The 25,846-nt window shown below is 74.0% G+C and carries 20 protein-coding genes and 1 pseudogene; 8 read left to right on the top strand and 13 right to left on the bottom strand.

Annotated elements, in window-relative coordinates; translation table 11 throughout:
• Window positions 1-69: 69 nt before the first annotated feature.
• From K4B79_RS03260 to K4B79_RS03270, 3 genes are read right to left on the bottom strand one after another with little or no spacing between them, the layout of a single operon-like run.
• Window positions 70-819 (bottom strand): FAD:protein FMN transferase, encoded by a 750-nt coding sequence (locus K4B79_RS03260; RefSeq protein WP_232024657.1) that lies wholly within the window; start codon window positions 817-819, stop codon window positions 70-72.
• Window positions 820-825: 6 nt separating this feature from the next.
• On the bottom strand, window positions 826-1,530 hold the full coding sequence (locus K4B79_RS03265; RefSeq protein WP_232024658.1) for an FMN-binding protein: 705 nt from the start codon (window positions 1,528-1,530) through the stop codon (window positions 826-828).
• Window positions 1,531-1,540: 10 nt separating this feature from the next.
• On the bottom strand, window positions 1,541-2,881 hold the full coding sequence (locus K4B79_RS03270) for a ferredoxin reductase family protein (protein ID WP_232024659.1): 1,341 nt from the start codon (window positions 2,879-2,881) through the stop codon (window positions 1,541-1,543).
• 166 nt (window positions 2,882-3,047) lie between these two features.
• Between K4B79_RS03270 and K4B79_RS03275 the strand changes: the two genes are divergently transcribed.
• From K4B79_RS03275 to K4B79_RS03285, 3 genes are read left to right on the top strand one after another with little or no spacing between them, the layout of a single operon-like run.
• Complete coding sequence (locus tag K4B79_RS03275; RefSeq protein WP_232024660.1) at window positions 3,048-3,746, top strand: response regulator transcription factor; 699 nt, start codon at window positions 3,048-3,050, stop codon at window positions 3,744-3,746.
• Window positions 3,743-5,203, top strand: coding sequence for a sensor histidine kinase (locus tag K4B79_RS03280; RefSeq protein ID WP_232024661.1), 1,461 nt, complete (start codon window positions 3,743-3,745; stop codon window positions 5,201-5,203). The genes K4B79_RS03275 and K4B79_RS03280 overlap by 4 nt, the downstream gene beginning before the upstream one ends.
• Window positions 5,204-5,256: 53 nt before the next feature.
• Complete coding sequence (locus K4B79_RS03285) at window positions 5,257-6,252, top strand: NAD-dependent epimerase/dehydratase family protein (RefSeq protein ID WP_232024662.1); 996 nt, start codon at window positions 5,257-5,259, stop codon at window positions 6,250-6,252.
• 321 nt (window positions 6,253-6,573) lie between these two features.
• Here the strand turns inward: K4B79_RS03285 and K4B79_RS03290 are convergent, their stop codons facing one another.
• Both K4B79_RS03290 and K4B79_RS03295 read right to left on the bottom strand, forming a co-directional pair.
• Window positions 6,574-7,686 (bottom strand): sensor histidine kinase, encoded by a 1,113-nt coding sequence (locus tag K4B79_RS03290; protein ID WP_232024663.1) that lies wholly within the window; start codon window positions 7,684-7,686, stop codon window positions 6,574-6,576.
• A gap of 2 nt (window positions 7,687-7,688) precedes the next feature.
• A complete protein-coding gene (locus tag K4B79_RS03295) occupies window positions 7,689-8,396 on the bottom strand; it encodes a response regulator transcription factor (protein ID WP_232024664.1) in 708 nt (235 codons plus the stop codon).
• Between the two features lie 156 nt (window positions 8,397-8,552).
• On the opposite strand from K4B79_RS03295, the gene K4B79_RS03300 reads away from it, so the two are divergent.
• From K4B79_RS03300 to K4B79_RS03310, 3 genes and pseudogenes are all read left to right on the top strand, one after another.
• Entirely contained in the window at window positions 8,553-9,212 is a 660-nt protein-coding gene (locus K4B79_RS03300; RefSeq protein WP_232024665.1) for a glycosyltransferase family 2 protein, read from the top strand.
• Window positions 9,209-9,811, top strand: a pseudogene (locus tag K4B79_RS03305) (TIGR04282 family arsenosugar biosynthesis glycosyltransferase); the annotation flags it as partial. The gene K4B79_RS03300 and the pseudogene K4B79_RS03305, both read left to right, overlap by 4 nt.
• Window positions 9,812-10,134: 323 nt before the next feature.
• Complete coding sequence (locus K4B79_RS03310) at window positions 10,135-11,013, top strand: class I SAM-dependent methyltransferase (RefSeq protein WP_232024666.1); 879 nt, start codon at window positions 10,135-10,137, stop codon at window positions 11,011-11,013.
• Window positions 11,014-11,338: 325 nt separating this feature from the next.
• Here the strand turns inward: K4B79_RS03310 and K4B79_RS03315 are convergent, their stop codons facing one another.
• Window positions 11,339-12,589 (bottom strand): molybdopterin-dependent oxidoreductase, encoded by a 1,251-nt coding sequence (locus tag K4B79_RS03315; protein ID WP_232024667.1) that lies wholly within the window; start codon window positions 12,587-12,589, stop codon window positions 11,339-11,341.
• A 114-nt stretch (window positions 12,590-12,703) separates the two neighbouring features.
• On the opposite strand from K4B79_RS03315, the gene K4B79_RS03320 reads away from it, so the two are divergent.
• Window positions 12,704-14,026, top strand: a complete 1,323-nt coding sequence (locus tag K4B79_RS03320) for a hypothetical protein (RefSeq protein WP_232024668.1) — start codon at window positions 12,704-12,706, stop codon at window positions 14,024-14,026.
• 7 nt (window positions 14,027-14,033) lie between these two features.
• On the opposite strand, the gene K4B79_RS03325 is transcribed toward K4B79_RS03320, so the two are convergent.
• From K4B79_RS03325 to K4B79_RS03355, 7 genes are all read right to left on the bottom strand, one after another.
• The gene (locus K4B79_RS03325; RefSeq protein ID WP_232024669.1) at window positions 14,034-15,068 is read right to left on the bottom strand and encodes an ABC transporter substrate-binding protein; all 1,035 of its coding nucleotides are present in this window, start codon (window positions 15,066-15,068) and stop codon (window positions 14,034-14,036) included.
• A 70-nt stretch (window positions 15,069-15,138) separates the two neighbouring features.
• Window positions 15,139-16,692, bottom strand: coding sequence for an ABC transporter ATP-binding protein (locus K4B79_RS03330; protein ID WP_232024670.1), 1,554 nt, complete (start codon window positions 16,690-16,692; stop codon window positions 15,139-15,141).
• The gene (locus K4B79_RS03335) at window positions 16,689-17,603 is read right to left on the bottom strand and encodes an ABC transporter permease (protein WP_232024671.1); all 915 of its coding nucleotides are present in this window, start codon (window positions 17,601-17,603) and stop codon (window positions 16,689-16,691) included. The genes K4B79_RS03330 and K4B79_RS03335 overlap by 4 nt, the downstream gene beginning before the upstream one ends.
• The gene (locus tag K4B79_RS03340; protein WP_232024672.1) at window positions 17,600-18,559 is read right to left on the bottom strand and encodes an ABC transporter permease; all 960 of its coding nucleotides are present in this window, start codon (window positions 18,557-18,559) and stop codon (window positions 17,600-17,602) included. The genes K4B79_RS03335 and K4B79_RS03340 overlap by 4 nt, the downstream gene beginning before the upstream one ends.
• Window positions 18,556-20,130: an ABC transporter substrate-binding protein gene (locus K4B79_RS03345; RefSeq protein ID WP_232024673.1), complete on the bottom strand. Its 1,575-nt coding sequence runs from the start codon at window positions 20,128-20,130 to the stop codon at window positions 18,556-18,558. Before K4B79_RS03345 ends, K4B79_RS03340 begins: the two co-directional genes overlap by 4 nt.
• Window positions 20,131-20,154: 24 nt before the next feature.
• A complete protein-coding gene (locus tag K4B79_RS03350; protein ID WP_232024674.1) occupies window positions 20,155-20,556 on the bottom strand; it encodes a hypothetical protein in 402 nt (133 codons plus the stop codon).
• The gene (locus K4B79_RS03355) at window positions 20,553-21,815 is read right to left on the bottom strand and encodes an MFS transporter (RefSeq protein WP_232024675.1); all 1,263 of its coding nucleotides are present in this window, start codon (window positions 21,813-21,815) and stop codon (window positions 20,553-20,555) included. The genes K4B79_RS03350 and K4B79_RS03355 overlap by 4 nt, the downstream gene beginning before the upstream one ends.
• Window positions 21,816-22,043: 228 nt before the next feature.
• Here K4B79_RS03355 and K4B79_RS03360 point away from each other — a divergent pair, with 228 nt between their 5' ends.
• On the top strand, window positions 22,044-25,649 hold the full coding sequence (locus K4B79_RS03360) for an NB-ARC domain-containing protein (protein WP_232024676.1): 3,606 nt from the start codon (window positions 22,044-22,046) through the stop codon (window positions 25,647-25,649).
• The last annotated feature ends 197 nt before the right edge of the window (window positions 25,650-25,846 follow it).

A 25,846-nucleotide genomic window follows, 5' to 3' on the forward strand; every position in this document is an offset into this window, starting at 1 on the left:
CCCACGCGGCCACCGTCGCGGCCCACCCCAGGGACCACACGACCGCGACCAGTACCTCCGCGCCGGTGCTCATGCCGCCGCCGTCGCCGTGGGGGCCGTGGGGAAGCCCGGGGTGCGCAGGACCTGGCGGTCGGCGGTGACGGCGAACACCTCGCAGCCGGGGAGCGCGGCGGCCCAGTCGACGCCCTCGGCGCCCATCGCGAAGGCGGCCGTGGCGACCGAGTCGGCCTCCGTCAGGGTCGCCGCCACGACGGTGAGGCTGAGCAGGCCGGTCGCGGGGCGGCCGGTGCGGCCGTCGATGATGTGGTCGCCGCGTTCGTAGCGCGCGGAGGTGGCGACCGCGGCGTCGGTGAGCTCCAGGACGGTGCACAGCTTGTCGGCGTGCTCGGGATGCCGTACGCCGACCCGCCAGGGCCCGCCGGAGGCGACCACGTCACCGCCGGCGTTGAGGCAGAAACGCCTCGCGCCGGCGGCCGTGAGCAGTTCGCCCGCCCGCTGGACCGACCAGCCCTTGACGACCGCGCAGGGGTCGAGACCGCGGCCGGGCAGCCGGACGTCGAAGGCTCCGCCGGTGGCGACCCGGTAGTGCTCGCACAGGTCGAGGACCTCCCGCAGGTCCGCGCTGAGCTCGTCGGGGGACAGTTCGCCCCGGCCCAGCCGGGAGACCTCGCTGTCCTCCTTGAACGGGCTGAAGCGGACGTCGACCTCGTTCAGCCACGCGAAGACCGCGTCGGCGGCCTCCGTGCCCCGTTCGGCGAAGCCCTCGTCGTCGACCCGGAGCGAGACGGGGAAGCCCATGACCTGTTCGACGCGGTGCATGACCGGTCAGCCCTTCGCGTCGATCGCGGCCTGGAGGGACTCCTTGTAGGCCTCGCTCGTGATCGTCGCACCGGACACCGTGTCGATGTCCGCGCTCTGCGCCTCCAGCGTCTCCGCCACCAGCTTCGGCACCGCGGCCGTGGTCTGCGGATGATTCGGCTGCTGAAGCATCTTCACGGCCGTGATCTGGTCGCCCTCGAAGGTCACCTGGACCTGCACGGTGCCCTTCTCCGTGTCCAGCGCGGGACCGTCCACGGTCCGGGAGGCGGAGGCGGCCGACGCGGAGGGGGACGGGGAGGCGGCGGCCGCCTTCGCGTTGTCGTCGATCGTGGCCTGGAGGGACTCCTTGTAGGCCTCGCTCGTGATCGTGGCGCCGGACACCGTGTCGATGTCCGCGCTCTGCGCCTCCAACGTCTCCGCCACCAGCTTCGGCACCGCGGCCGTCGTCTGCGGATGATTCGGCTGCTGAAGCATCTTCACAGCCGTGATCTTCGTACCGGAGAAGGTCGTCTGGACCTGAACGGGCCCCTTCTCCGTGTTCAGCGTCGGCCCGGTGACCGTGCGCGAGGAGGAGTCCGACGAGGAGGACGAAGAAGAAGAGGACGGGGACGGGGCGACCTGGACGGTGGAGGTGTGGGCCGACGGCTCGTAGAGCCAGACGGGCACCAGGCCCGCGATGCTCAGCACGACGACGGGTATGGCTCGTTTCACGGTGACTTCCTCATCCCGCCAGGCTGAAGCGTTCGAAGTGGATCTGCGGCTTGGGCACGTCCAGCTCGCGCAGGCTGCCCAGGACCGCGTTCATCATGGGCGGCGGTCCGCACAGGAAGACGTCCCGGTCGCCGATGTCCGGCACCATCCGCAGCAGTTCGGCGGGAGCGAGCCGGTCGGGGACGGCCGGCCCGGTCACCAGGTGCAGCTCGTGGCCGCGGGCGAGGGCGAGGTCGCGCAGCTCGTCGTAGAGGACCGCGTCCCGGTCAGTGGCGACGCGGTAGATGACCACGGCGTGGCCCTCGATCTCCTCCATGAGCGCCCGGATGGGCGTGACGCCCACGCCGCCGGCGATGAGGACGGACTCCGGGCGGGTGCGGTGCAGGGTGGTGAAGGCGCCGTAGGGGCCCTCGGCGAAGACGCGGGTGCCGACCTTCACGTGGCGCAGGGCGGCGCTGCCGGCACCGGCCGCCTTGGCGGTCAGGCGCAGGCTGCGGCCGTCGGGGGCGGCCGACAGGGAGAACGGGTTGGCCTGCCACCAGCGGTCGGGGGTGAGGAAGCGCCACAGGAAGAACTGGCCGGCCCGGGCGGGCATCCGGTCGAGGTCCTTGCCGGTCATGTGGATCGAGACCACGTTGTCGGACTCGTGGACGACCGCGGTGACGCGCAGCTGGTGGCGCCAGTTCCGCCACAGCGGGAGCACCAGCCGGCCGAGGAACACGGAGCCGAGCGCGACGCCCCAGACGCCGTACCAGTACGCCGTGGCGGTGGACGAGGAGGCGAAGGAGGTGCCGACGGCGACCTGGTGGGTGAAGGCCAGCACCACGGCGACGTAGGTGTACAGGTGGATGAAGTGCCAGGTCTCGTACGCGAGCCGGCGGCGGGCGTAGCGGGCCGAGACGGCGCCCACGACGAGGATGATGCCGAACGCGACGATCGCGCGGAGCACGCCCTCGGTGGTCTCGGCGAGGTCGACGACCTGGCTGATCGGGCCCGCGTCGGTGCCCTCGGCGTAGCCGAAGGCGATGAAGACGACGTGCGCGAGAAGCAGCCACAGGATGCCGAAGCCGGTCCAGCGGTGCCAGGCGGTCAGCCGGTCCATGCCGATCCGGCGGTCGAGCCAGGGCAGGCGGGCCACCAGCACCAGCTGGAAGGCCATCACGAGCGCGCCGTACAGGCCGGTGAGGCGGCCGATCACGATGAGCGCGTTGGAGGCGAAGCCGGCCTGCGCGAAGAAGTAGGCGACCACGGCCACGTTCGCGGCGAGCACGGCGTACAGACCGGTGCGGGCCACCACCCTCGGGCGTTGTATCGCCGTGGGTGGCGCGGGGGGCGATTGGACGGCAGTCACGTACGAGCTCCTTGATCGGGTCCGGGGTCTTGATCGGGTCCGGGTATCGAGCTTCGCCGGTGGGAGCTGTCGATTTACTGTCGTACAACTTTCAAGTGGTTATCGATGTGGCTGCGGGGGCCCACCGGCCTCCCGAACCGGGAGCGCGGTACCGCACTATGTGCAGGTGGACAAAGTACGACTCCTCGTCGTGGACGACGACCCGCCGATCGCCGATCTCGTCGCGACGGTCGCCCGGTACGAGGGCTGGGACGCGGTCACCGCGAACACGGGCGAGGAGGCGCTGAGCCGCGCCGCCGAGTTCCATCCGGACATCGTGGTGCTCGACCTGATGCTGCCCGACCTCGACGGCTTCGGCGTGCTCGACCGGCTGCGCCGTTCCGGCACGATGGTGCCCGTGGTGTTCCTCACCGCCCTGGACGCGGTCGCCGACCGGGTGGCGGGGCTGACCCGGGGCGGCGACGACTACCTGGTCAAGCCGTTCGCGGTGGAGGAGCTGATGGCCCGGCTGCGGACCGTGCTGCGGCGCAGCGCCGGCCCCGGCTTCCAGCGCTCGGTGCTCCAGGTCGCGGACCTGACGATGGACGAGGACACCCGCGAGGTGCGGCGCGGCGAGCGGCTGGTCACCCTCACCCCGACCGAGTACGAGGTGCTGCGCTACCTGCTGCGCAAGTCGCCGACCGTGCTCACCAAGGCGCAGATCCTCGACCACGTGTGGGAGTACGGCTTCGGCGGCCGCTCCAACGTCGTGGAGCTGGTCGTCAGCCGGCTGCGCCGCAAGCTGGACGAGCCCGAGGACGGCCGGGAGCCGCTGATCCACACCGTGCGCGGCTTCGGGTACGTGATCCGGCAGGCCGCGGAGTGATCACGCGCTGCAGGCGGGCGTACGGCAGGCTGCGTCTGGGGACCCGGCTGGCGCTGGGCGTCGGGGTGCTGTCCCTGGCGGTGTTCGCGATCGTCGGCACCGCGCTGACGACGTACATGCGGGACTACCTGTCGGCCCAGCTGGACACGCAGCTGGCGCAGGCCCAGATCGCCCAGTCCCGGAGCATCGCGGACTACGGCACGCTGTCGGGCAAGAAGTACTACAGCTGGTTCTACGCCGTGTACGACGTGCCGCGGGACGGCGGTCCGAAACTGCGCCGGCCCGAGGACCCCGCCGACCTGCCCGACGACGTCGAGGACTTCACCACCCTGGCCCGGGCACAGGCCGTCTCGCACACGGAGCTGCTGCGCACCGAGCACCTGCGGGGCGTGGGCGACTACCGGCTGCGCGCCTGCGAGGTCGAGCCCGGGGTGGTCCTGGTCAGTGCCGCGCCGATGGACGACATCGACGACACGGTACGGCGGCTGATCACGGTCCAGGTCGTCGCCTTCGGGCTCGCGCTGCTGGGGCTCGTGGTGGCCGGCCGCAAGATGCTGCGGCGCGGGCTGAAGCCGCTGAGCGACATGGCGTCCACCGCGCACGGCATCGCCTCGCACAACCTCGCCGAGACCGCGGCCCGGCTGCCGCTGCGCGCCGACAAGCGGGGCGGCGGCCCGGAGGTCGAGGAACTGCGCACGGCGTTCAACACGATGCTGGAGCACATCGACGACTCCCTCGCGGTCCGCGCGGAGGCCGAGCAGCGGTTGCGCCGCTTCGTCGCCGACGCCTCGCACGAGCTGCGCACCCCCCTGATGTCCGTACGGGGCTACGCGGACCTCTTCCAGTACGCCGCCGCCAACGCCCCCGAGGAACGCGACAAGCACCTGGCGCGGCTGCGCGCGGAGGCGGCCCGGATGGGCTTCCTCCTCGACGACCTGCTGCTGCTCGCCCGGCTGGACGCGGCCGAGGTGGAGGCCCCGCTCCGGCAGACGGAGTCGGACCTGGTGGAGCTGGTGGAGCACGCGGCCGACGCCTTCCGGGCCAGCCACCCGGACCGTCCGCTGACCCTCGCGCCGGGCCCCGACGCCCTGAAGCTGCGCCTGGACCCGCAGCGGATCCGCCAGGTCCTGGACAACCTGCTCACCAACGCGGCCGTGCACACGCCGACCGGTACGGCGGTCTCCGTCGGCGTCTCGGTCGGCGGCGGACAGGCCCGGGTGCGGGTCGCGGACGCCGGTCCCGGCATCCCGACGGACGACCGCGACCGGGTCTTCGACCGCTTCTACCGCGTCGACAAGGCCCGCAGCCGCGACCGCGGCGGCAGTGGCCTCGGCCTGTCGGTGGCCCGCTCCCTGGTCCGGGCGCACGGCGGCACGATCGAGCTGAGCAGCGAGCCGGGTGCCACGGTGTTCACGGTGGTGCTGCCGCTGCGGACGGGGAGTCTTACGAAGCCGTGACGTGACGGGCGCGGCCCGGTCGTCCGGGCCGGTCACGGCCCTAGCGTGACGGTATGCGTGTACTGGTCACCGGCGGCGCCGGTTTCATCGGGTCCCAAGTCGTGGCGGCCCTGCGGGCCCACGGGCACGAGCCCCTCGTCCACGACGTCCGCACCGACCCGGCGTCCGACGTCCGGGACCCCGAGTCGGTCCGCCGCGCCCTGACCGGCGTGGACGCGGTGTGCCACCAGGCGGCGATGGTCGGCCTGGGCGTCGGCTTCTCCGACGCGGCGGAGTACGTCTCCCACAACGACCTCGGTACGGCCGTCCTGCTCACCGCGATGGCCGACGCGGGCGTCCGGCGCCTGGTGCTGGCCGGGTCGATGGTCGTGTACGGCGAGGGCAGGTACACCTGTCCCCGGCACGACGTGGTGCGGCCGGGCCCCCGGGCCGTCGCCGACCTGGACGCCGGACGCTTCGAGCCCCGCTGCCCGGAGTGCGGGGCCGCGCTCTCCCCCGGGCTGGTCGGCGAGGACGCCCCGGTGGATCCGCGCAACGTCTACGCCACGACCAAGCTCGCCCAGGAACACCTCGCGGCGGCGTGGGCGCGGGCCACCGGCTCCTCGGCGGTGTCGCTGCGCTACCACAACGTGTACGGCCCCGGCATGCCCCGGGACACCCCGTACGCGGGCGTCGCCTCCTTCTTCCGCTCCGCGCTCGCCCGGGGCGAGGCCCCGCGGGTCTACGAGGACGGGCGCCAGCGGCGGGACTTCGTGCATGTCCGGGACGTGGCCGCGGCCAATGTGGCCGCGCTGGAGACTCCGGCGCGCGAAGGCGCGCTCACGGCCTACAACACCGGCAGCGGTGAGCCCCACACGGTGGGCGAGATGGCCCGGGCGCTGGCCGAGGCGTACGGCGGTCCCGGGCCGGTCGTCACCGGGGAGTACCGCCTGGGCGACGTACGCCACATCACGGCGGACTCGGCCAGGCTGCGGGCCGACCTCGGCTGGAAGGCCGAGGTCGGATTCGAGGCGGGGATGCGGGAGTTCGCGAACGCCGGGATGCGCTAGGCCGGGCGGGACCGGGCGAGACCGGTGGTGCCGCCCGCTTCAGCAAGCGGCGGCGGGCGGCACCACCACCCGGGGCCGGGCCGCACTGGGGAAGCAGCCCCCTCCGCACCCCGCCTCAGAGGCCGGCGGCGGGCGGTACCACCGCCCGGGAGACGGCTGCCGGCTGCCCGGCTGCCGCCGGCACCGCCCGTCAGAGACCGACCAAGACGCCACCAACACCCGGAGAGGGCCGCGCAGCGGAGAGCCGCGGGCAGTACCACCGCTCGGGCACCAGCCCCCCGCGCACCGTTCAGGCACCAGCCCGCAGCCCCCACCCCCTCCTCAGGAGGCCGCTGTCGGCAGGAGCACCTCGAAGCGGCAGCCGCCCGGTACGTTGCACACCGTGGCGCTGCCCCGGTGGGCCTCCACGATGCCGCGGACGATGGCGAGGCCGAGGCCCGCGCCGGCGGGTGGGGTGCGGGCGTGGGTGCCGCGCCAGCCGGTGTCGAAGACGCGGGGCAGGTCCTCCTCGGGGATGCCGCCGCAGCCGTCGGTGACCGAGAGGACGACACCGTCGGGGCGGCGCTCGGCGGCGATCGCGACCGTGCCGTCGGCGGGCGTCCGGCGGATGGCGTTGACCAGCAGGTTGCCCAGCACCCGGCTCATCTCCTTGCCGTCCACCTCGACCGGCACCGGCTCGACCCGGTCGCCCACCAGCCGGACCCCGTGCTCGCGGGCCAGCGGGTCGGCGCCCGCGAGCGCGTCGCCGACGAGGTCGTACAGGGAGATCCGGCTCGGGCTCAGCGCCAGCGTGCCCGCGTGGATGCGGGAGAGCTCGAAGAGGTCGCCGACCATGCCGTTGAGGCGTTCCACCTCGGTGCGGATCTGCCGCAGATAGCGGGCGGGGTCGGTGGCGACGCCGTCCTCCAGGGCCTCGGACATCGCGCGCAGGCCGGCCAGCGGGGTGCGCAGGTCGTGCGAGATCCAGGCGACGAGTTCGCGCCGGGAGGTCTCCAGGGCGCGTTCCCGTTCCCGGGACTCGGCGAGCCTGGCGCTGGTGGCCTCCAACTCACGGCTCAGCGCGGCGAGTTCGGCGGTGGCCGGGCCGACCGGCGAGGTGAAGTCGCCGCCGTCGCCGAAGGACCGGGCGGCGAGCGCGAGGGCGTGGCTGCGGGCGACGACCCAGCGGCCCAGCAGCAGGGCGGTGACCATGGACACCACGGCGGCCATCGCGACGACCGTGGTGACGACCTTGAGGTCGTGCGCGGACAGGAACATCGCCTGCGCGACCGCGAGGGTGCCCGCGAGCATCGCGGTGACGGCGACGGCGGCGACCACGGCCAGATGCAGGGCGAGCGAGCGCCGCCGGATCAGCATCAGCACATACGCGCCGAGCAGTCCGGCCGCGGCGGCGCCGAGGAAGGCGAACAGGGCGATGAGAAGGGTGTCGCGCATGGTCACACCTCGCCGTCGAAGCGGTAGCCCACGCCCCACACGGTCTGGATCAGCCGGGGGCGCGCCGGATCGTCCTCGACCTTGCCCCGCAGCCGCCGGACATGGACGGTGACGGTCGACAGGTCCCCGAAGTCCCAGCCCCACACCTCCCGCATCAGGTCCTCGCGGCCGAACACCCGGCCCGGGTGCCGCAGCAGGAAGGCGAGCAGGTCGAACTCCCGGATGGTGAGGGCGAGTTCGGCGCCGTCCTTGGTGGCGCGGCGGGCCTCGGGGTCCAGCACGAGCCCGGCGGCGCGCAGGGCCCCCGAGGGCCGGGCGGGGCGGGTGCGGCGCAGCACCGACTCCACCCGCAGGACCAGTTCGCGGGGACTGAAGGGCTTGGTGACGTAGTCGTCGGCGCCGACCTCCAGACCGAGGATGCGGTCGTCCTCGTCGCCGCGCGCGGTGAGCATGATGACCGGGACGGGGCCGCGCCCGCGCATCCGGCGGCACACCTCCAGGCCGTCCATGCCGGGCAGCATCAGGTCGAGGACGACGAGGTCCGGCCAGTGCGCGGCGGCCCGGGCGAGCGCGTCGGGCCCGTCCCCGGCACGGTCCACGACGTAGCCGGCCCGGTCGAGGTACCCGGAGACGACCTCGGCCACGGTGGGGTCGTCGTCCACGACCAGGACCCGGGCCCCGGCCTGCGCGTACGGCTGTTGCTGCTCCATGCCGCCAGCCTCGCACCGTCCGGAGGCACATGCGTCCCTCCGCCTCCGACGTCCTTGTTTCGTAAGGAGCGGAGGTCCACTTTGTCCATTTTGCGCTCGTAGGGTGAGAGCGTGACCACCCTCCCCCCTTTCCCTCCCCCCGCGGACCCCGGGTCCGTGGACGTCGTGCTCCCCTGTCTGGACGAGGCCGAGGCGCTGCCCTGGGTGCTGGAGCGGATCCCGCCCGGCTGGCGCGCGCTCGTCGTGGACAACGGCTCCACGGACGGCTCCGCCCGTATCGCGCAGGCCCTCGGCGCGACCGTCGTCCACGAGGAGCGGCGTGGGTTCGGCTCCGCCTGCCACGCGGGGCTGGCCGCCGCCACGGCCGACATCGTCTGCTTCTGCGACTGCGACGCCTCCCTCGACCCGGGCGACCTGGTGCCGTTCGTGAACTCGGTCCGCACCGGCGGGGCGGACCTGGTCCTCGGCCGCCGCCGCCCGCAGACCCGGGGCGCCTGGCCGCCGCACGCCCGCGCGGGCAACCTCGCCCTCGCCCGTCTGCTGCGCCGCCGTACCGGACTGCGGCTGCACGACCTCGGCCCACTGCGGGCCGCCCGGCGCGAGCCGCTGCTCGCGCTCGGTCTGACGGACCGGCGCAGCGGCTATCCCCTGCAGATGGTCGTCCGGGCCGCCGACGCGGGCTGGCGGATCGCCGAGCACGACGTGCCGTACCGCCCCCGCACCGGCTCCTCCAAGGTCACCGGCACCTGGCGGGGCACCTGGCAGGCGGTGCGGGACATGAGCCGTGTGCTGGCCGACAAGGAGGTCCAGGCGTGATCACCGTCCTCGTCATCGCCAAGGAGCCCCGGCCGGGCCGGGTGAAGACCCGGCTGACGCCCCCGTTCACGCCCGAGGAGGCGGCCACGCTCGCGGCGGCCTCCCTCGCGGACACCCTGGACGTGGTCGCCCGCACCCCCGCCCGGCGCCGGGTCCTCGTCCTGGAGGGCGAGCCCGGCCCCTGGCTGCCGCCCGGTTTCGAGGTCGTACGGCAGTGCGCGGGCGGCCTCGACGAACGGCTGGCCGCCGCCTTCGCGGGCTGCGACGGCCCGGCTCTCCTCATCGGCATGGACACGCCCCAGGTGACCCCGGAGCTGCTGACCGTGGACTTCACCGACTGCGACGCCTTCTTCGGCCCCGCCGAGGACGGCGGCTTCTGGGCCCTGGGCCTGGCCGAACCGGACCCGTCCCGACTGCGCGGCGTACCGATGTCGACTCCCCACACCGGCGCCGCCCAACGGGCCCGCCTCACGGACCTGCGCGTCCGCGACCTGCCACGCCTGCGGGACGTCGACACGGCCTACGACGCCGACCTGGTCGCGAAGCAGGCCCCCGGCGGACGCTTCGCGACCGAGCTGGCCCGCCTCACGGCGCTGCGCGCGACGCCTCCGGGGACGGATCGGGACACCCTGGCGCGCGAGGCCCGGCCGTCGATCCGGGACGCTCCCGCACGCGACACTCAGCCGGCCACCCCGCCCACCCCCGACGCCCGCCCGGTGGCGAGCGCCCCGCCCGACGAACGGCGCGCGGCCGGATCCGCGCACGACACCACAGAGCACCGAGCAGACGGCACAGACCCGGACACCCCCGCACGCGACACCCGACCGACCACCCCACCCACCCCCGACACCCGACCGGCGGCGAGCACCCCACCCGGCCAACAACACTCGGCAGGACCGGCACGTGGCACGGCGGGGCGGCGATGAGTGGGACGAACGGGATGACGGTCCGGGTCGGGCGGCAGGCGGGCGCCGCACCGGCGTCCCGGCGGACGGCCGCGGGCGCGGAGGCCGACCGGCCGCACGCCCCGGTGGAGGACGGGGGCGGCGGTGCGCCGCCGGCGACCGACGCCCCCTGGTCCGCGGACCCCTACTCCCGGGCGCTGCTCACCGGCCGGGGCCCCCTGTTCCTGCGTCGCGCCGACGGGTGGCTGCTCCTGCTGGAACTGGAGCGGTGGTGTGCCGACGCGGACGAGGCGGACCTGGAGGTGCTGCGGCGCTGCGAGGGTGCGGTCCTGGACGTGGGCTGCGGGCCGGGGCGGCTCGTCGCGGCGCTGAACGCGCGGGGGTGCCCGGTGCTCGGCGTCGACGTGAGCGAGGCGGCGGTCGCGCGCACGCTGGCGCTCGGCGGACAGGCCCTGCGCCGCTCCGTCTTCGAGTCCCTGCCCGGCGAGGGCCGCTGGGGAACCGCGCTCCTGATCGACGGCAACGTCGGCATCGGCGGCGACCCGCACACCCTGCTGACCCGGATGGCCGAACTCCTGTCCCCCGGCGGCCTGTTGATCGCCGAGACGGTCACCGACCCGGACATCGACGAGCGGGTCAGGGTGCATGTCACCGACGCCCGCGGGGCCGCCGGCGCCCCCTTCCCCTGGGCCCGGCTCGGCACGCCCGCCCTGCTGCGGCACGCGGACCGGGCGGGCTTTCGGGCCGTAGATCAGTGGGCGGCGGGCGGCCGTTGCTTCGTCGCCCTGCGCAGCCGGAGCACGAACAGCACGGCCGAGCCACCGAACAGCAGGGCCGTCAGCAGCAGCCAGCGGGCCGCGAACCCGTCCGGGGACAGGCCGGTCGCGGAGCCGTAACGGTCCGCGACCCGCCCGCTGATCAGCGGGAACCACACCAGCAGGAGCAGCAGCGAGAGGGCGGCGGGGACCCGGACGTACATCACGTGCCGCCCCGCCGTCCGCACGAGCGCCCGGTCCACCGCCCCGTACAACGGCAGCAGCACCAGGTCGTGCAGGACGGCCGCCCCCACGAACCACAGCGCGACCCCGAACCAGTCCCCCGCGAGCAGCCGCACCCCCGCATATCCCGCGAGCGCGAACGAGCAGCAGAGCAGGAGCAGTTGGAGAGGACTGCCGAGCAAGGAACCACCGAGAGGAACACCGCCGGGAGAGGGGATCCGCATCACAGGTCTCCGAACGTCAGCCGGGCCACCCACTTGGTGTTGAGCACACCGGGCGCCGCGGGCACGATGATCCGGGCCGGGTGCCCGTGATCGGGGGTCAGGTCCTCGCCGTTGACGAACAGGGCGAGCAGGGAACGCGGGTCGGCGACCTGGTTGGCGCGCAGGGCGGCCCGCCGGAACGCGCCACGCCGTTGCAGCGACTCCACGAGGACGTCCGGCGGATCGCCCTCGTACCCGACGAGTGCCGCGAGGTCCCGCAGCCGCACCCCGCGCCACCACTGGTCGGACGTGGACCAGCCCTCCACGCAGGCGATGGGCAACGCGGCGCTGTGCAGGGGAAGCCGCAGCAGGTCGGCCCGGCTCAGCCGGACGGTCCCGCCGCGCCCCGTCACCACCAGCCGCCACGCCTCCTCGCCCGTCTCGGCCGGATCGATCCCGGCGTACGCGGCCGTCTTGTTGATCTGGAAGGCGCCCGGCCCCGAACCGGGTTCGGCACCGCCGTGCGGGGCGAGGAGGGCGGTCCTGCGCAGCACGCCGTCGAAGCTCTGCCCGGCCGTGGTGAGGAACAGCAGCAGCGACCCGCCCCCGACGAACCACAGCGCCCCGCGCCGCGAGACCGTCGGCTCGGCGGGAGCCGGGGACACCGACTCCGTTCGCTCCTCCCGCAGATGCCGCAGATTGCGCCACGCGAGCGGCATCTTCAGCGCCGCGTGCACGACGAAGGCGGTGAAGAACACCCACGCGCCGTAGAAGTGCAGCGGATAGAAGGAGCCCGGGAAGAGGTAGTCCAGCTGGACGTTGAGCAGGCCGGTCACGAACTCGAACAGCGCGCCTCCCACGAGCAGCAGCAGCGAGATCCGCTCCAGCGCGTGCGCGAGGGACCGCGCCGGCGGCAGCGTGAACAGTTTCGGCGCGACCGACCAGAGCTTGGCCAGCAGGACGGGGACGAGGGTGATGCCGAGGGTGACGTGGACGCCCTGGTTCAGCCGGTACAGCCAGTGCGGGTCGGTCGGCCAGGAGAACAGGTAGAAGCCGAGGATCCCCTTGTCCGGCGTCTTGTCGTTCACCGGCGACAGGTCGGGGTTGTAGGCGGCGTACGACAGCAGCCCCGTCACGAACAGCAGGGTCATCCCGCCGAGGAGGACGACCCCGAGGACCGAGGTGAACCAGGGCCCGCGCAACGGACTGCGCCAGAAGCCAGGAGAAAAGGGAGAGAGGGGAGAGACCAAGGTGCGGGAAGACCGTGCCATGCCCCGACCGTAGGCCCGCCCCGGCCCGGAAACCGGTCCGCGAACCATGACGAAACTCTGACGTCCGCGCACGTCAGCCGTCCGGAGGAGACTTCCCGGCCTAGCGTCTGCGGTGTGAACCGCCACCTCCTGCGTGATCTGTCCGCGGCCGCCGTCGCCGCGCTCCTGGTCCTGACGGCCGTCCTGGTGGGCCGGGCGATCGAGCACCGGGACGGCTCGCTGCGCGTCGGCCGGCCGCCCCTGCTGGCGACCTGGGACCCGCACGTCGGCCCCGGCACCCCGGCCGCGCTCGTCGTCGCGGTCGCCGTGGTGGCGTACGGCCCCGCCCTCGCCGCCCGCCTGCCCTGGCGCCCGCTGCTGCTCGCCGTCTGGGGCGCCGGCCTGGCCTGGACATGGTCCCTGGCCCTGGTGGACGGCTGGCACCGGGGCATCGCCGAGCAGCTGACGACCAAGAGCGAGTACCTGCCGGTCGTCGGCCGCTTCCACGACATCCCGGCGGCCCTGCGGGACTTCTCCGGGCACATCCTGATCGACGCGCCCGACAACTGGCCCGCCCATGTCGCCGGGCATCCCCCGGGCGCCACCCTCACCTTCGTCCTCCTCGACCGGGTCGGCCTGGGCGGCGGGGGCTGGGCGGGGGTCTTCTGCATCACGCTCGGCACGACGGCCGCGGTCGCGGTCCTGATCACCGTACGGACCCTGGCGGACGAGTCACTCGCCCGCCGCGCCGCGCCCTTCCTGGTCCTGGCCCCGGCCGCCGTCTGGGTGGGCACCTCCGCCGACGGGTACTTCGCGGCCGTCGCCGCCTGGGCGGTCGCCCTGCTCGCCCTCGCGGTGCGCGGACACCGCCCGGGGTGGACCGGCTTCGCGTCCGGGCTGCTGTTCGGCCTGACCGTCTACCTGTCGTACGGCCTCACGCTGATGGCGACGCTCGCGGGCGCCGTCCTGCTGCTGGGCTCCCGCCGCCCCCTCCCCTTCGCACTGGCCGGTTTCGCGGTCGTACCGGTGCTGTTCACCGCGTACGGCTTCGACTGGTGGGAGGCGTACCGGCTGCTGGTGACCCGCTACCACCAGGGGGCGGGCGGGGTCCGGCCGTACGGCTACTGGGTGTGGGCGAATCTGGCGTGCACGGTGGTCATCGTCGGCCCGGCGACGGTGGCGGGGCTGCGGCGGACCGGCGTGATGCTCGTCCGCCGGGGGCGGAACCATGGCCCCCGGCATGACCTCCGGCTCGCCGTGCTCGTGCTCGCCGCGCTGCTCGCCCTGCTCGTCGCCGACCTGTCCGGCATGAGCAAGGCGGAGACGGAACGCATCTGGCTGCCGTTCGCGGTGTGGCTGCTGCCCGCCTGCGCGTGGCTGACAGGGGCGCGGGGGTGGTTGGCGGGGCAGGCCGTGCTGGCACTACTGGTCAACCACTTGTTGCTGACGGGCTGGTGACGTCCCGTCAGACCTTCAGCCGCTTCGACTTGCGCACGGCCGCCGCCAGTTGTTCGAGAACCGGCACATAGCCGGCGTAGCTGTAGCGCTCCTCCATCGACCAGGGCACCGTCTGTGCCGCCTTGACGGCGGGGAGTTGGCGCCAGGTGGACTTCTTGGCGAGCTGCTCGGGGGTCATGGCGTTGGCGCGGTTGTCCACGAGGATGAGGTCGGCGTGGTACTTGTCGGCGTTCTCCCAGCTGAGGAACTCCCAGAAACCCCACTCGTCGCTCTTCTCGCCCTCGACGAACTCGACGCCGAGATCCTTGAAGTAGGCGAGGTCGCAGTAGGAGTCGGGGACGGCGACGTACATGTTCTCCGCGTCGCCGGTCATGGCCATCACCTTCAGGCCCTTGTTGGCGCGGGCGGCCGTACGCAGGGTCTCGGCGGCCTCCTGGAAGCGGGTCCTGGCGTCGGTGGCCTTCTTCGTACCCAGGTCGGCGCCGAGGGACCGGGCGAGTTCGGCGGTGCGCCGGAGCGGGTCGAGCAGGGAGGTGCGGGCGACGCTGATGCCGACGGTGGGGGCGAGGGCCTCGACCTTCTTGACACTCTCCGCCGGGACGTACCAGAGGTCGGGCGCCGGGAACATGTTGCTGATCAGCAGATCGGGCTTGAGGGCGGCGTACTGCTCGATGTTGAACTGGCCCCACTCGGTGCCGACGCTGGTCAGCTTCGACACGTCCATGTCGCCGGCCTGCGGGTTGGGCCGGCCCCCGATCGGCTTGCTGGGGCCGAAGATGCCGGTGCACTCGATGCCGTAGTCGTACAGGGCGGCGGCGGTGCTGACGAACGCGACCAGCCGCTCCGGCCTGCGGTCGGCCTTCACCGTACGGCCGCGGTCGTCCTTGAACGACCACGGACCGCTGCTCGGACTCGCCACGGCCGCCGTGGGGTCGTCGTCATCGCCGCACGCGGCCAGCAGCGGGGCGAGCGCGAGGGCGCCGCCCGCCGTGAGCAGGCGACGGCGGGAGGGTCCGGACCGGCCGGAAACTGCGGTTGACATAAGGGGAGGCTAACCTAAGTAACTCTTGTGAGGAACTCCGCCTCCGGACGGGACCGGGGCCCGCGCGCTCTCACGTCGTGGCACGTACCCGCTTTCCCGACTCCAGCTGAGCGGTCGTCTCCAGGAGGGACACGGTGAAGGAGTGCCGGGGGGCCGTCAGGATCTGCCGTGCCGGGCCCTGTTCGACGAGTTCGCCCGCGTCCAGCACGGCGATGCGGTGGGCGAGCCGCGCGGTGTCCAGGTCATGGGTGATCAGGACGAGGGAGAGGTCCTCGCGCTCGCCCACCAGCTCGCCGAGGAGCTCCAGGATGCCGCGCCGGGTGACCGTGTCGAGACCGGAGGTGATCTCGTCGCAGATCAGCACCCGGGGGCGGGCGAGCAGCGCGCGGGCCAGGGCGGCCCGCTGGAGTTCGCCGCCGGAGAGCGCTCCGGGCCGGCGGTGGACCAGGTCGCCCGTGAGGCCCAGCCGGGCCAGGGTGGCCGACGCCTTCTCCACGGCCGCCCGTTCGTCGGTGCCGCGCAGCCGGACCGCCGTGCGGGCGACCTGGTCCAGGACGGGCCGGTGCTCGTCGAAGGCGGCCCGCGCGTCCTGGAACACGTACTGCACGGCGGCGAGTTGGGCGCGGGAACGCCGGCGCAGACTGCGCGGCAGCGCGACGCCGTCCAGCAGGACCTCGCCGTCGTGGTCGCGGTGCAGTCCCGCCACACACCGCGCGAGGGTGGTCTTGCCGCTGCCCGAACGGCCCACGACGGCCAGGCACTCACCGGCGCGCAGGCTGAGACGCGGGGCGCGCAGGACCGTGGTACGGCCGTGCGTCGCCGTCATGTCCCGTACCTCCAGGACGGGTTGGCGTACCTCCGCGGGTCCCCGGGGTGCCGCCCGGTGCTCGTCCAGCAGGCGGCGGGTCCACTCGTGCCGGGGCGCGCTCCACAGCCGCGCCACCGGCCCCGACTCCACGACCCGGCCGGCGCGCATCACCAGCACCTCGTCGGCGAGCGAGCGGACGACATCGAGATCGTGGCTCAGCAGCACGACCGCGATCCCGCTCGCCGCGACCGCCGCCAGCTGGTCGACCAGCCCGCCCTTCGTCAACGCGTCCTGCCCGGTGGTGGGTTCGTCGGCGACGATGACACGGGCACCGAGGAGCAGGGCCTGAGCGAGCACCACACGCTGCTGCTGCCCGCCGGAGAGCTGATGCGGATACCGGCGCAACAGCGCCTCCCCGTCCGGCAGTTGCGCCGCCGCCAGCGCCTCTACGACCCGCTCACGGGCCGCCCTACGACGCCGGTCGCGGGGCAGGTCGCGGACCCGCCCGCGAGCGATGTCGCCCAGCAGCGCACCCACCCGGCGGGCCGGATTGAGCACAGCGGCGGGATGCTGCGGCACATACCCGACCAGCCCGCCCCCACCCCGGTCCACCTCCCCCGTCACCCGCGCACCCACCGGATACTCCCCGAGCAACGCCAGCCCGGTCGTCGTCTTCCCGCTCCCGGACGCCCCGACCAAGGCGACCACCTTCCCGGCCCGAACCCGCAGATTCACCCCGTCGACAAGGGCCCGCCCTTCGACCTCGACCCGCAGATCACGCAGTTCGGCGACGACCGCATCTGTTTCTCGGCTCATGGAACTCGCCGTCCCTTCTCAAGAAACGGTTCGGCAGCGCCCCTAAAGGGGCGCGGGGAACTGCGCGACCAGCCACGAAGCAGCCGCAGACGCCAAAGCCCCCGCCGTGGCACTTCAGAAGGCGCTCCCAACACCGCGTCGAACAACAAATTCGTCCCAGTCGTCAACGCCACAATCAACACCGCCGGCACCACCACAGCCCACGGCTGCACCATCAACCCCGTCCGGTTCCGATCCACCATCACCGCCCAGTCCGCCGCATCCGGAGCCACCCCCACACCCAAGAACGCGGCCGTGGACACCAGATACAACACCCCGGTCAACCGGACACCCGCATCCGCGGCGAGCGTACGAACCGTGGCCCGGCCGACATAGCCGACGGCCACCCGCCACCACGTCTCCCCCTGCATCCGCAGCGCCTCCACCGCGGGCCGAGCCGCCGCCTCCCCCGCCGCGGCCCGGACGATCCGCGCGGCGTCGGGGACGTTCACCAGTGCCACGAGGAGCGCGAGCCCCACCGCGCCCGGCGTGAACACGGACGCCACCAGCAGGATCAGCAGCAGGGACGGCACAGCGAGCAGTACGTCCAGCGGCCGCATCAGCAGCTCCTCCAGCCGCCGCGCACGCGTGACCGCGCTGACCAGTCCGACCGGCAGCGCGACGAGATAGGCGAGGGCGGTCGCGGCGAGCCCGGTCAACACGACCGTACGACCGCCGTGCAGCACCTGCTGCCAGACGTCCCGCCCCACGAAGTCGGTGCCCAGCCAGTGGCCGCCGCCCAGGGTGAAGGAGACAGAGCGGGGCCCGGGGTCACCGGCGAGGACCGGACCCAGGAGGGCGAGGGCGAGGGGGACGGCGACGATCACCGCCCCCAGCAGGAAGCGGGACCCGGCCGGCGCCCGTGCCGTCACGCCGCCACCCCCGCCCTCGGCGTCAGCCGGTACGCCACCACGTCCGCGCCCAGATTCAGTACGACGGTCAGGACGCCGAACACCACCGCGAGCCCCTGCACCACCGGCACGTCCCGCTCGGCGACCGCGTTGAGCAGGACCGTGCCGAGTCCGGGGATCACGAAGAGCGCCTCCACGACGATCACCCCGCACAGCAACCAGTCGACGGTACGGGCGAGTTGCTGGGCGGCCGGGGCGAGGGCGTTGGGCAGGGCGTGGGCGTAGCGGACCCGGGCGCCGGGGACGCCGTAGCGGCGGGCGTGGGCGGTGTAGGGCGCGGCGAGCGCGTCGATCATGCCGGCGCGGACCAGGCGGGACAGGGAGCAGACCGGGCGGGCCAGCAGGACCAGGACGGGCAGGACGAGGGCGGCCGGGTGGGCGAGCAGGTCCGTGCCGTAGCCCACCGCCGTCGGCGGGAACCAGGCCAGTTTCAGCGCGAAGACGGTCACCAGCAGCACTCCGAGGGCGAACTCGGGGACCGCGTAGACGGCGAGCGTCACGGAGCTGACCAGCCGGTCGAGGAGCCGCCCCTCGTGGCGGGCGGCGAGCACGCCGAGTCCGAGGCCGAGCGGGAGGAGCAGGGCCAGTGTCAGCGCGGCCAGCAGCAGGCTCGGCCCGAAGCCGTCGGCGATGTACCGCGCCACCGGGCGGCCGGAGGCCAGCGAGGCGCCGAAGTCGCCGTGCAGCAGGCCCGTCGCCCAGTCGGCCAGCCGTTCGTACGCCGGCCGGTCCAGGTCCATGGCCTCGCGGATCGCCGCGATACGCGCCGGGTCGGGCTGGTCGCCCGCGAGTGCCACCGCGGCGTCGCCCGGCAGCGCCTCGGTGAGCGCGAAGACCAGCAGCACGACGGCCACGGTCTGCGCGATCCCGAGGAGCAGCCGCCGGGCGACGAAGGAGCGCAGGCCGCTCTCCCTCACGCCAGCCACACCTTGTCGAAACGGGCCCAGTCCAGGGAGTTGGCGGGCGCCTTGGTCGCGACTCCCCTGACATTGCGGGCCGTTCCGAGGATCCAGTCGGCGAAGCCCCAGACGAGGAAGCCGCCCTCGGCGTACAGGCGCCGCTGCATCCGCTCGTAGACCGCGGCCCGTTGAGTCCTGTCGCGGGTGGACTGGGCCTGTTGGTAGAGGGCGTCGAAGTCCTTGTGCCGCCACTTGGTGGCGTTGGTGGTGGAGTCGGTGAGCAGGCGCTGGGAGATGTGGGCCTCGATGGGCATGGCACCGGAGCGATAGCAGCACAGAGTGCCGTTGTCGAGGATGTCGCTCCAGTAGGAGTCCTTGCTGCCCATCTTCACGTCGATGGTGACGCCCGCCTTGGCGGCCTGGTCGCGGAAGATGCCGGCGGCCTCGGTGAACCCGGCGGCGACGGCCGAGGTGTTGAGGGTGACCTTGAGGTTCTCGGCGCCGGCCTGCTGGAGCAGGGCGCGGGCCCGGTCGAGGTCCTGGGCGCGCTGCGGGAGATCGGCGGCGTAGTACTCGTAGCCCTTGCCGAACAGGTCGTTGCCGACCTCGCCCGCGCCGGACAGGGCGCCGTCGACCAGCTCCTGGCGGTCGGCGATGAGGAAGAACGCCTCGCGCACCCGCTTGTCGTCGAAGGGAGCCCGGTCGGTCTTCATGCAGAACGCCTGCATGGCGCTGTTGCGCAGCCGCACGATCTCTATCCGGCCCTTGCCCTCGTGGGCGCGGGCGGTGGTGGGGTTGAGCTCGTGGGCGTACTCGACCTGGCCGCCGAGGAGGGCGTTGACGCGGGCGGACTCCTCGTTGGCGACGACGAACTCCAGCTCGTCGAGGTGGGGGGCGCCGTCCCAGTAGGCGTCGTTGCGGCGGAAGACGGCGGAGCGGCCGGGCGCGAAGGAGACGAAGCGGAAGGGGCCGGAGCCGACCGGCGCGGTGTCGAAGTCCTTCGCTCCCGAGGGGATTATGTACGCCCCGAACGCGGCCAGCACGTTGGGGAATTCGGCGGTCGGCCGCTTGAGGACGAACTCGATGCTCCGCTCGCCCGTGGCGCGGCTGGCGTCGAGGTCGATGGGTTCCAGGGAGGCCTTGGCGCGAAAGGCCTGCTTCGGGTCGGCGATCCGGCGGTAGCTGTGGAGGACGTCCTCGGCGGTGACCGGTCTGCCGTCGTGGAAGGTGGCCGCGCGCAGGGTGACCCGCCAGCGGGCCAGGGTCTTGTCGGCCTCCCACCCGGTGGCGAGGCGGGGCTCGGCGGACAGGTCGTCGCCGTGGTCGGCGAGCTTGTCGTAGAGGGCCTTGGCGCGGGCCACGTCGGCGAACAGGTTGGCCAGGTGCGGGTCGAGGGTCTCGCTGGCCCCGCCTCCGGCGAACGCGGCGCGCAGCCGGCCACCGCGCTTCGGGGTACCGCCGTCGCCGCCGTCACCGCCGTCCGCCGTGTCTTCCGTGCCGCCTCCGCAGCCGACAAGGGTGAGGGCGGCGGCGCCGGTGGTGGCGGCGAGGAAGCCGCGGCGGCGCAGGCCGGGAATGCGTTCGTACATGACTGGTCCTTGGGGTGTGTCGGGTCAGCGGGTGGTGTGCGGGCGGGCCACGAGCCGCGGGCGGTGCCCGTCGACCGTCGCGCCGGAGGCGAGGAAGCCGTCGAACCGGCAGCCGGTTTGGCGGTACGACAGGGAGCCGTCCGGGCAGACCACCGCGCCGAACCCGGACGGACCGACGCCGAAGCCGCGCAGCCCGACCCGGACTTCCGTGGCCCCTGGGTGCCGGGCGGGGGCGTGCGCGGGCAGCGTCCCGGTCGGGTCGGCGCCGGTGACCGTACGGCCCCGGGCGTACCGGTGGGTGCCGCAGTCCCCGTCGAGGACGCGCGCGCCGGTGCCGTGGCGGCGCGGGCGGTGCTCGGCCCAGCGACCGGGCAGGCGTTCGGCGTCGGGGAAGCGCGCCTCCGGCAGCCAGAGGTCGCCGTTCATCGGGCCCCGCTCCCCTCTTCGGCGGGCGCCGGGGCGGGGGTCGGCCGCGAGGTGCCCGGCAGCGCCCCGCGCCGCTGGAGCAGGGCGACCCCGCCCGCCGAGGCCAGGCCGACCAGGGCGCAGCACACCCAGGGCAGCCAGCCGGCGCCGGTCCGTTCCGCAGTGTCCATGGCCCAGCCGACGACGGTGCTGCCGATCGCGGCGGCGATGCCGGAGACGACGTAGAAGACGCCGAAGTAGGTGCCGGTCAGCTCGGGGCGGCCGAAGCCGGGGACGAGCTCCATCACGAACGGCGAGGCGATCATGACGCCGAGGTAGAGCAGGAGGGCGCCGAGCAGCACCAGGGCGGTGGCGGCCGGACCGCTGTGCCTGCTCACGAGCGCGGGCGGCAGGAAGGCCAGGCCCATCACCGCGAGCCCGACGGCGATCCAGGGTCCCCTGGCGCCACGGGACTTGAGGGTGCGGGTCAGGTGCAGTTGGAGGGCGAGGTTGGCGAGGGTGCCGACCAGGAAGACCAGGCCGGCCGCTCCGGCCCAGCCGGTGGCCTGCCGGGCGCCCGCGGGGAGCAGCAGGTAGAGCTGGTTCTCCAGGGTGTACATGCCGACCATGGCGAGGGCGAACGCGAGGAAGGCACGGTTGCCGACGACCTCCCGCCAGTCCGCGAGGACCCCGGTTCCGCTCGGTGCGACCTTCCGCGCGGGCAGGACGAGGGCCTGCGCCACGGTGAGGACGGCGAAGATGCCGGCGGCGGTGAGCGCGGAGGCGCGGAAGTCGACGAGGAGGAGCGCGCTGCCCAGCAGCGGCCCGATCAGCGCGCCGGTGGTGGCGAACACGTTGAACAGCGCGAACGCCTCCGCCTTGCGCTCCCCCGCCTCCTGGGCGAGGTAGGCGCGCACGGCCGGGTTGAACAGCGCCCCGGCGAGCCCGCTGAGCACGGACGCGGCGAGCAGCACGGGCAGTCCGTCGCCGAGCGCGAACAGCCCGAACCCGACCGTGCGCAAGGCGCATCCGGCGATGATGACGCCCCGCGCGCCGAGCCGGTCGGCCGCGGAGCCGCCGATGATGAACAGGCCCTGCTGGCTGAGGTTGCGCACCCCGAGCACGATCCCGACGACGGCCGCCGACATGCCGAGATTGTCGGTGAGGTGGGTGGCGAGGTAGGGGATCAGCAGGTAGAAGCCGGTGTTGACGCCGAGCTGGTTGACCAGCAGGAGCCGGACGGCGAGCGGGAACCCGCGCATCTCGCGCCACGTCCGCATGTGCCGCCACCTCCTCGACTTCGGGCTCCGGGTACCGGCCCCCTTCGTCCGGAGGGGGCCTGGCTGCATGCAGGGACAAGCTATCGATAATCATTTTCATTTACCAGTCCCTTACGGAAGCGGGCCGGGTGCGCCGGAGACGGAGACAGACCGGGGCATTCCCCCTAGAGTTGGCCGGAGCGAGCCCCGAGTTTCCGTAACGAGCCCCGGTCCACGCGGTGGTGATGGATGGTCAGGTCCTCGTCCGAGTCCCATCGGGCCGCTTCGTCGCAGCGGGCGGCGGTCCCCGCCCTTCCCCCGCACCACATCGAGCGCACGGCGCTGCTCGACACGGTCCGCGGACTGCTGCTGCCCGGGCGGAGCACCCGGGGCAGGAACCTGGTCGGGCTGGTGGGGGCCGCCGGCTCCGGCAAGTCGACGCTGGCCCGGGCCGTCGCCCTGGACGCCGACATCGCGGCGCACTTCCACGAGGTCCTGTGGATCGAGGCCGAGCCGGGCGCCGACGCGGTGGAGCACCAGCACCGGCTGTCCGTCGCCCTCGGGGACGCCCGGCCCGTCCCCGACGTGACGTCCGGCAGGGAGCGCCTGGCCGAACTCCTCGCGGACGGGCGGCGGTTGGTCGTACTGGACGGAGTGGAGCGGCGGGAGCAGTGGGACACGATCGGTCTCGCCGGCCCGCGCTGCGCGCTGCTGATCACCAGCCGTGATCGCGGGGTGCCGCACTCCCAGGCCCACGGCCGGATCTGCGAAGTCGCCCCGCTGGACGCCGAAGCGGGCCACCGCCTCCTCACGGCATGGGCCGGCCGCCCGGACGAGGACCTTCCGCCCGCGGCCGCCTCGTTCGCCGAGGTCTGCCGGGGCCTGCCCGCGGCACTGGCCTGTGCGGGCGGCCTGGTCGCGGTCGGCTGGAGCCGGCAACAAGTGCGCACGCGGCTCGACGCGGCGGTCCTGTCACGGCTGCGCACCGACCCGCCCCGGCCCGGCCCGGACGACTCCCGGCCGTACCTGATGGCGGCGCTCGACGTGGCCGTGTCCGCGCTCGACGACGGCCTGCTCGAACGGTATCTGTCGCTCGCCGTCTTCGAGGCGCGCGGCCCCGTCCCGGTCGAGGTGGCCGCCCTGCTGTGGCGGTCGGCGGGACGGAAGGGGTCGGGGGACGCGCCCCCGCCGGACATCGCGGCCGAGGAGACCGTCGACGCGCTCGCCCGCCGCGCCCTCGTCCGCCACGACCCCGGGACCCGCCGGTTCACGCTGGACGCCCCGCAGTTCGAGCACCTGCGGGAGTTCCTGGGCCCGCGGGAACTCCGGGAACTGCACCACGAGACGGCGACGGCGTTGCTGGACCGCTGGGGCTGCCTGGACCGCGGGCTTCCGCGCACGGCGGACGGGGACTTCGGCGACGACCCCGTCGACCGCTACGGCCTGGAGCGGGTGGTCGGTCATCTCGTGGCCGCGGGCGACCACGACGAGGCGCACGCCCTCCTCGCCCTCGACGGGCGCCCCGTCGAGGGCGGATCGTCGGAGCCGGGCAACCTCTGGTTCGCCGTACAGGAACGCGCCGACGGGACGGCGACCTGGCTGCGGGACCTCGAACTCGCCCGCCGCACGGCACAGGAGGCGCCGACCGGGGGCGCCCCTCCGCGAGTGGGCCTGGAGGCGCGGTACGCCCTGATGCGAGGCTCGGTGAGCAGTCTGACCGCCGCCCTGCCGGTGCCGCTGCTGCCGGCCCTGGTCGAGCAGGGCGTCTGGACACCCGCCCGGGCTCTGGCGTACGCCCGCACGACGTTCTCGCAACCCGCCGTCCGGGCCGACGCGTTCGAGGCACTGCTGCCGGTTCTGCCCGCGCGGACCCGGTCCCGGGTGGTGGACGAGCTCGCGGCCGCCGCAGTGGCGAGCCCCGGGTTCGGCGAGGCGGCCTGGCGACTGGCCCGGCTGGAGGGCGAGTTGCCCCACGAGAGGCGGCTCGATCTGCTCCGGGGGGCGCTGCGGAGTGCGTCGCCCGTCGACTTGTTGGGGCGGCGCTTGTCGGAGGGGTCACTGTCCCACCTCACCAGGCTCTTTCTCGAGGTGCCGGAGCAGTTGCTCGCCCGGGTCCTGGAGTCCGCCGTCCGGCAGCGGAAGCCGCACGACGGCCACACCGTACCGAACCGGACCGAGGCCCTGATCGCCCTGGCCCGGCACACCTCCGGAGACCGGCGGTACCGGTACACCGCCGAGGCCCTGGCCGCCGCCCAGGCGATCGAGGCCCCGTACCCGCGCGCCACCGCCCTGTGCGCCATCGCCGCCCTGCAGGAGGCGGGCGCCCGGGAGCTCACCCTGAAGCTCGCCCTGCGGGCCGCCCGCAAGGAGCGGTCGGGTTACCTCCGGGCGGACGCGCTGACCTCGGTGGCCCGTCTGCTGTCGGAGCCGCGGCGCGGTCGGCTGCTGGCGCAGGTCTTCCACAAGGCCCGCCGCGACACGGACGGACCGGCCCCCGTGCCCCTGGCGGCCGTCGTGCCGCACGTGCCCGAGCAGCTGGTGCCCGACGCGCTGGAGGCCGCGCGCCGGCTCGCCGATCCCGGTGCCCGCTGTGACCTCCTGCTGGACATCGGCCGGCGCCTGGCCACGGAGGACCGCTCCGCCGTCGTGGCCGAGGCGCTGTCCGCCGCCCGGGAGGTGCCGGTCGCGGGCGGGGAGCGGGCCCGGGCGCTGTGCCGGGTGGCCGAGCGGCTTGCCGGGGACGGGCGCCGGGCCGTCGTCGCCGAGGCGCTGGCCTCGGCACGGTTCGTCGCCGACCACGGCCGGCTCGCGCCCGCGTACGCGGCCCTGGCCGCGCACGTCCCGCCGTACGAGAGCGCCGGGTTCACCGATCACGCGCTCGCCCTGGCCCGCACCCTCCCGCCCGAGCGGCGGCTGCCCACGCTGCATCTGCTGCTGCCCCATCTCCGCCCGCCCCGGTCGGCCGAGGTGGGCGAGGAGATGATCGCCCTCGCGATGCGGGACGCCACCCCCGCGCACGTGATGGCCCGTATCGCGCCCGACCTGCCGGCCGAGTCGGCCCGCCGCGCGACCGACCTCACCCTGGGTCTGCGCCCCGACAACCGGCCCGAGAAGATCGCCCGGGTGGTGGCCCTGGCCCACCTCACCGCGTACCTGCCGGAGGAGGGACTGGTCGAACCGATCGCGGGACAACTGGTGACCGCGCATGTCGCCATCCTGCTCCCGGCGCTGCGGAAGATGGCGCCGCGGATGGCGCCGGGAGTGCTCCGCAGGACCATCGGGCGGGCCGAGGACCACCACGACGACGAGGACATGATGCTGGTGACGGCCGTGCTCGCGCCCTGGATGGCCGGCGGGGGCCGGGCCGTGCTCGAGTTCCTGCCGGAGGCCGCGCGCCGCCGTTCCGACGCCCGGTACCGGTGCCGGCTGCTGACCCTGGTGGCCGAGAACCTCCCCGCGGCCGAGGCGGAGCCGCCGCTCGCCGAGGCCCGCAGCCAGGCGCGGCTGATCAGCACTCCGCAGACCCGCGCCGACGCGCTCACCGACATCGCCCGGCAGCTTCCGGAGCCGCTCCGCACCGAGGTGTTCCGCGAGGCCTCCACCGCCGCCGCGGCGGTGGAGGAACTCCCCGACCGTGCCGCGACGACGGCCCGGCTCGCCCGGACCGTGGCGGAGACCGGGACGGTCGACACCGCCTGGCGGGACTTCGGGCGCCCCGCACTGCTGCTGGCGGCCCAGCTCGGGCGCGCGGCGGTGGTGGAACAGCTCGCCCACCCTTCCTGCCGGGACGTGCTCGCCGAGGCCGCGCCGGACATCGCCGAGGCGCTGCGCGACGTCACGCGCTGGTGGCCCTGATCGCCGCACGACGTCTCACGGCGGTGGCCGTGATCGCCGGTGTACTCCCCCCTGTTGAATGAACCATTCAACAGCCCTAACATCCTCCGGTGGATGCATTCACCCGCCCATGGGAGTCCCCCGAGCGTTCCCCTCCGGGGCGTCCCGGGCGCCTCGGAAGGAGGACCCGTGCCTGCCCCCACCCGTGTCGGATCCCC

Source organism: Streptomyces lincolnensis (genome assembly GCF_021173675.1).
In the GTDB taxonomy this organism is placed as follows: domain Bacteria; phylum Actinomycetota; class Actinomycetes; order Streptomycetales; family Streptomycetaceae; genus Streptomyces; species Streptomyces lincolnensis_B.

Bases quoted from the DNA above. Each gene is read 5' to 3' on its own strand.
- K4B79_RS03260 (WP_232024657.1), bottom strand. From the start codon at position 819: ATGCACCGCGTCGAACAGGTCATGGGCTTCCCCGTCTCGCTCCGGGTC.
- K4B79_RS03285 (WP_232024662.1), top strand. From the start codon at position 5,257: ATGCGTGTACTGGTCACCGGCGGCGCCGGTTTCATCGGGTCCCAAGTC.
- K4B79_RS03290 (WP_232024663.1), bottom strand. From the start codon at position 7,686: ATGCGCGACACCCTTCTCATCGCCCTGTTCGCCTTCCTCGGCGCCGCC.
- K4B79_RS03295 (WP_232024664.1), bottom strand. From the start codon at position 8,396: ATGGAGCAGCAACAGCCGTACGCGCAGGCCGGGGCCCGGGTCCTGGTC.
- K4B79_RS03310 (WP_232024666.1), top strand. From the start codon at position 10,135: ATGAGTGGGACGAACGGGATGACGGTCCGGGTCGGGCGGCAGGCGGGC.
- K4B79_RS03315 (WP_232024667.1), bottom strand. From the start codon at position 12,589: ATGGCACGGTCTTCCCGCACCTTGGTCTCTCCCCTCTCTCCCTTTTCT.
- K4B79_RS03325 (WP_232024669.1), bottom strand. From the start codon at position 15,068: ATGTCAACCGCAGTTTCCGGCCGGTCCGGACCCTCCCGCCGTCGCCTG.
- K4B79_RS03330 (WP_232024670.1), bottom strand. From the start codon at position 16,692: ATGAGCCGAGAAACAGATGCGGTCGTCGCCGAACTGCGTGATCTGCGG.
- K4B79_RS03345 (WP_232024673.1), bottom strand. From the start codon at position 20,130: ATGTACGAACGCATTCCCGGCCTGCGCCGCCGCGGCTTCCTCGCCGCC.
- K4B79_RS03350 (WP_232024674.1), bottom strand. From the start codon at position 20,556: ATGAACGGCGACCTCTGGCTGCCGGAGGCGCGCTTCCCCGACGCCGAA.
- K4B79_RS03355 (WP_232024675.1), bottom strand. From the start codon at position 21,815: ATGCGGACGTGGCGCGAGATGCGCGGGTTCCCGCTCGCCGTCCGGCTC.
- K4B79_RS03360 (WP_232024676.1), top strand. From the start codon at position 22,044: ATGGTCAGGTCCTCGTCCGAGTCCCATCGGGCCGCTTCGTCGCAGCGG.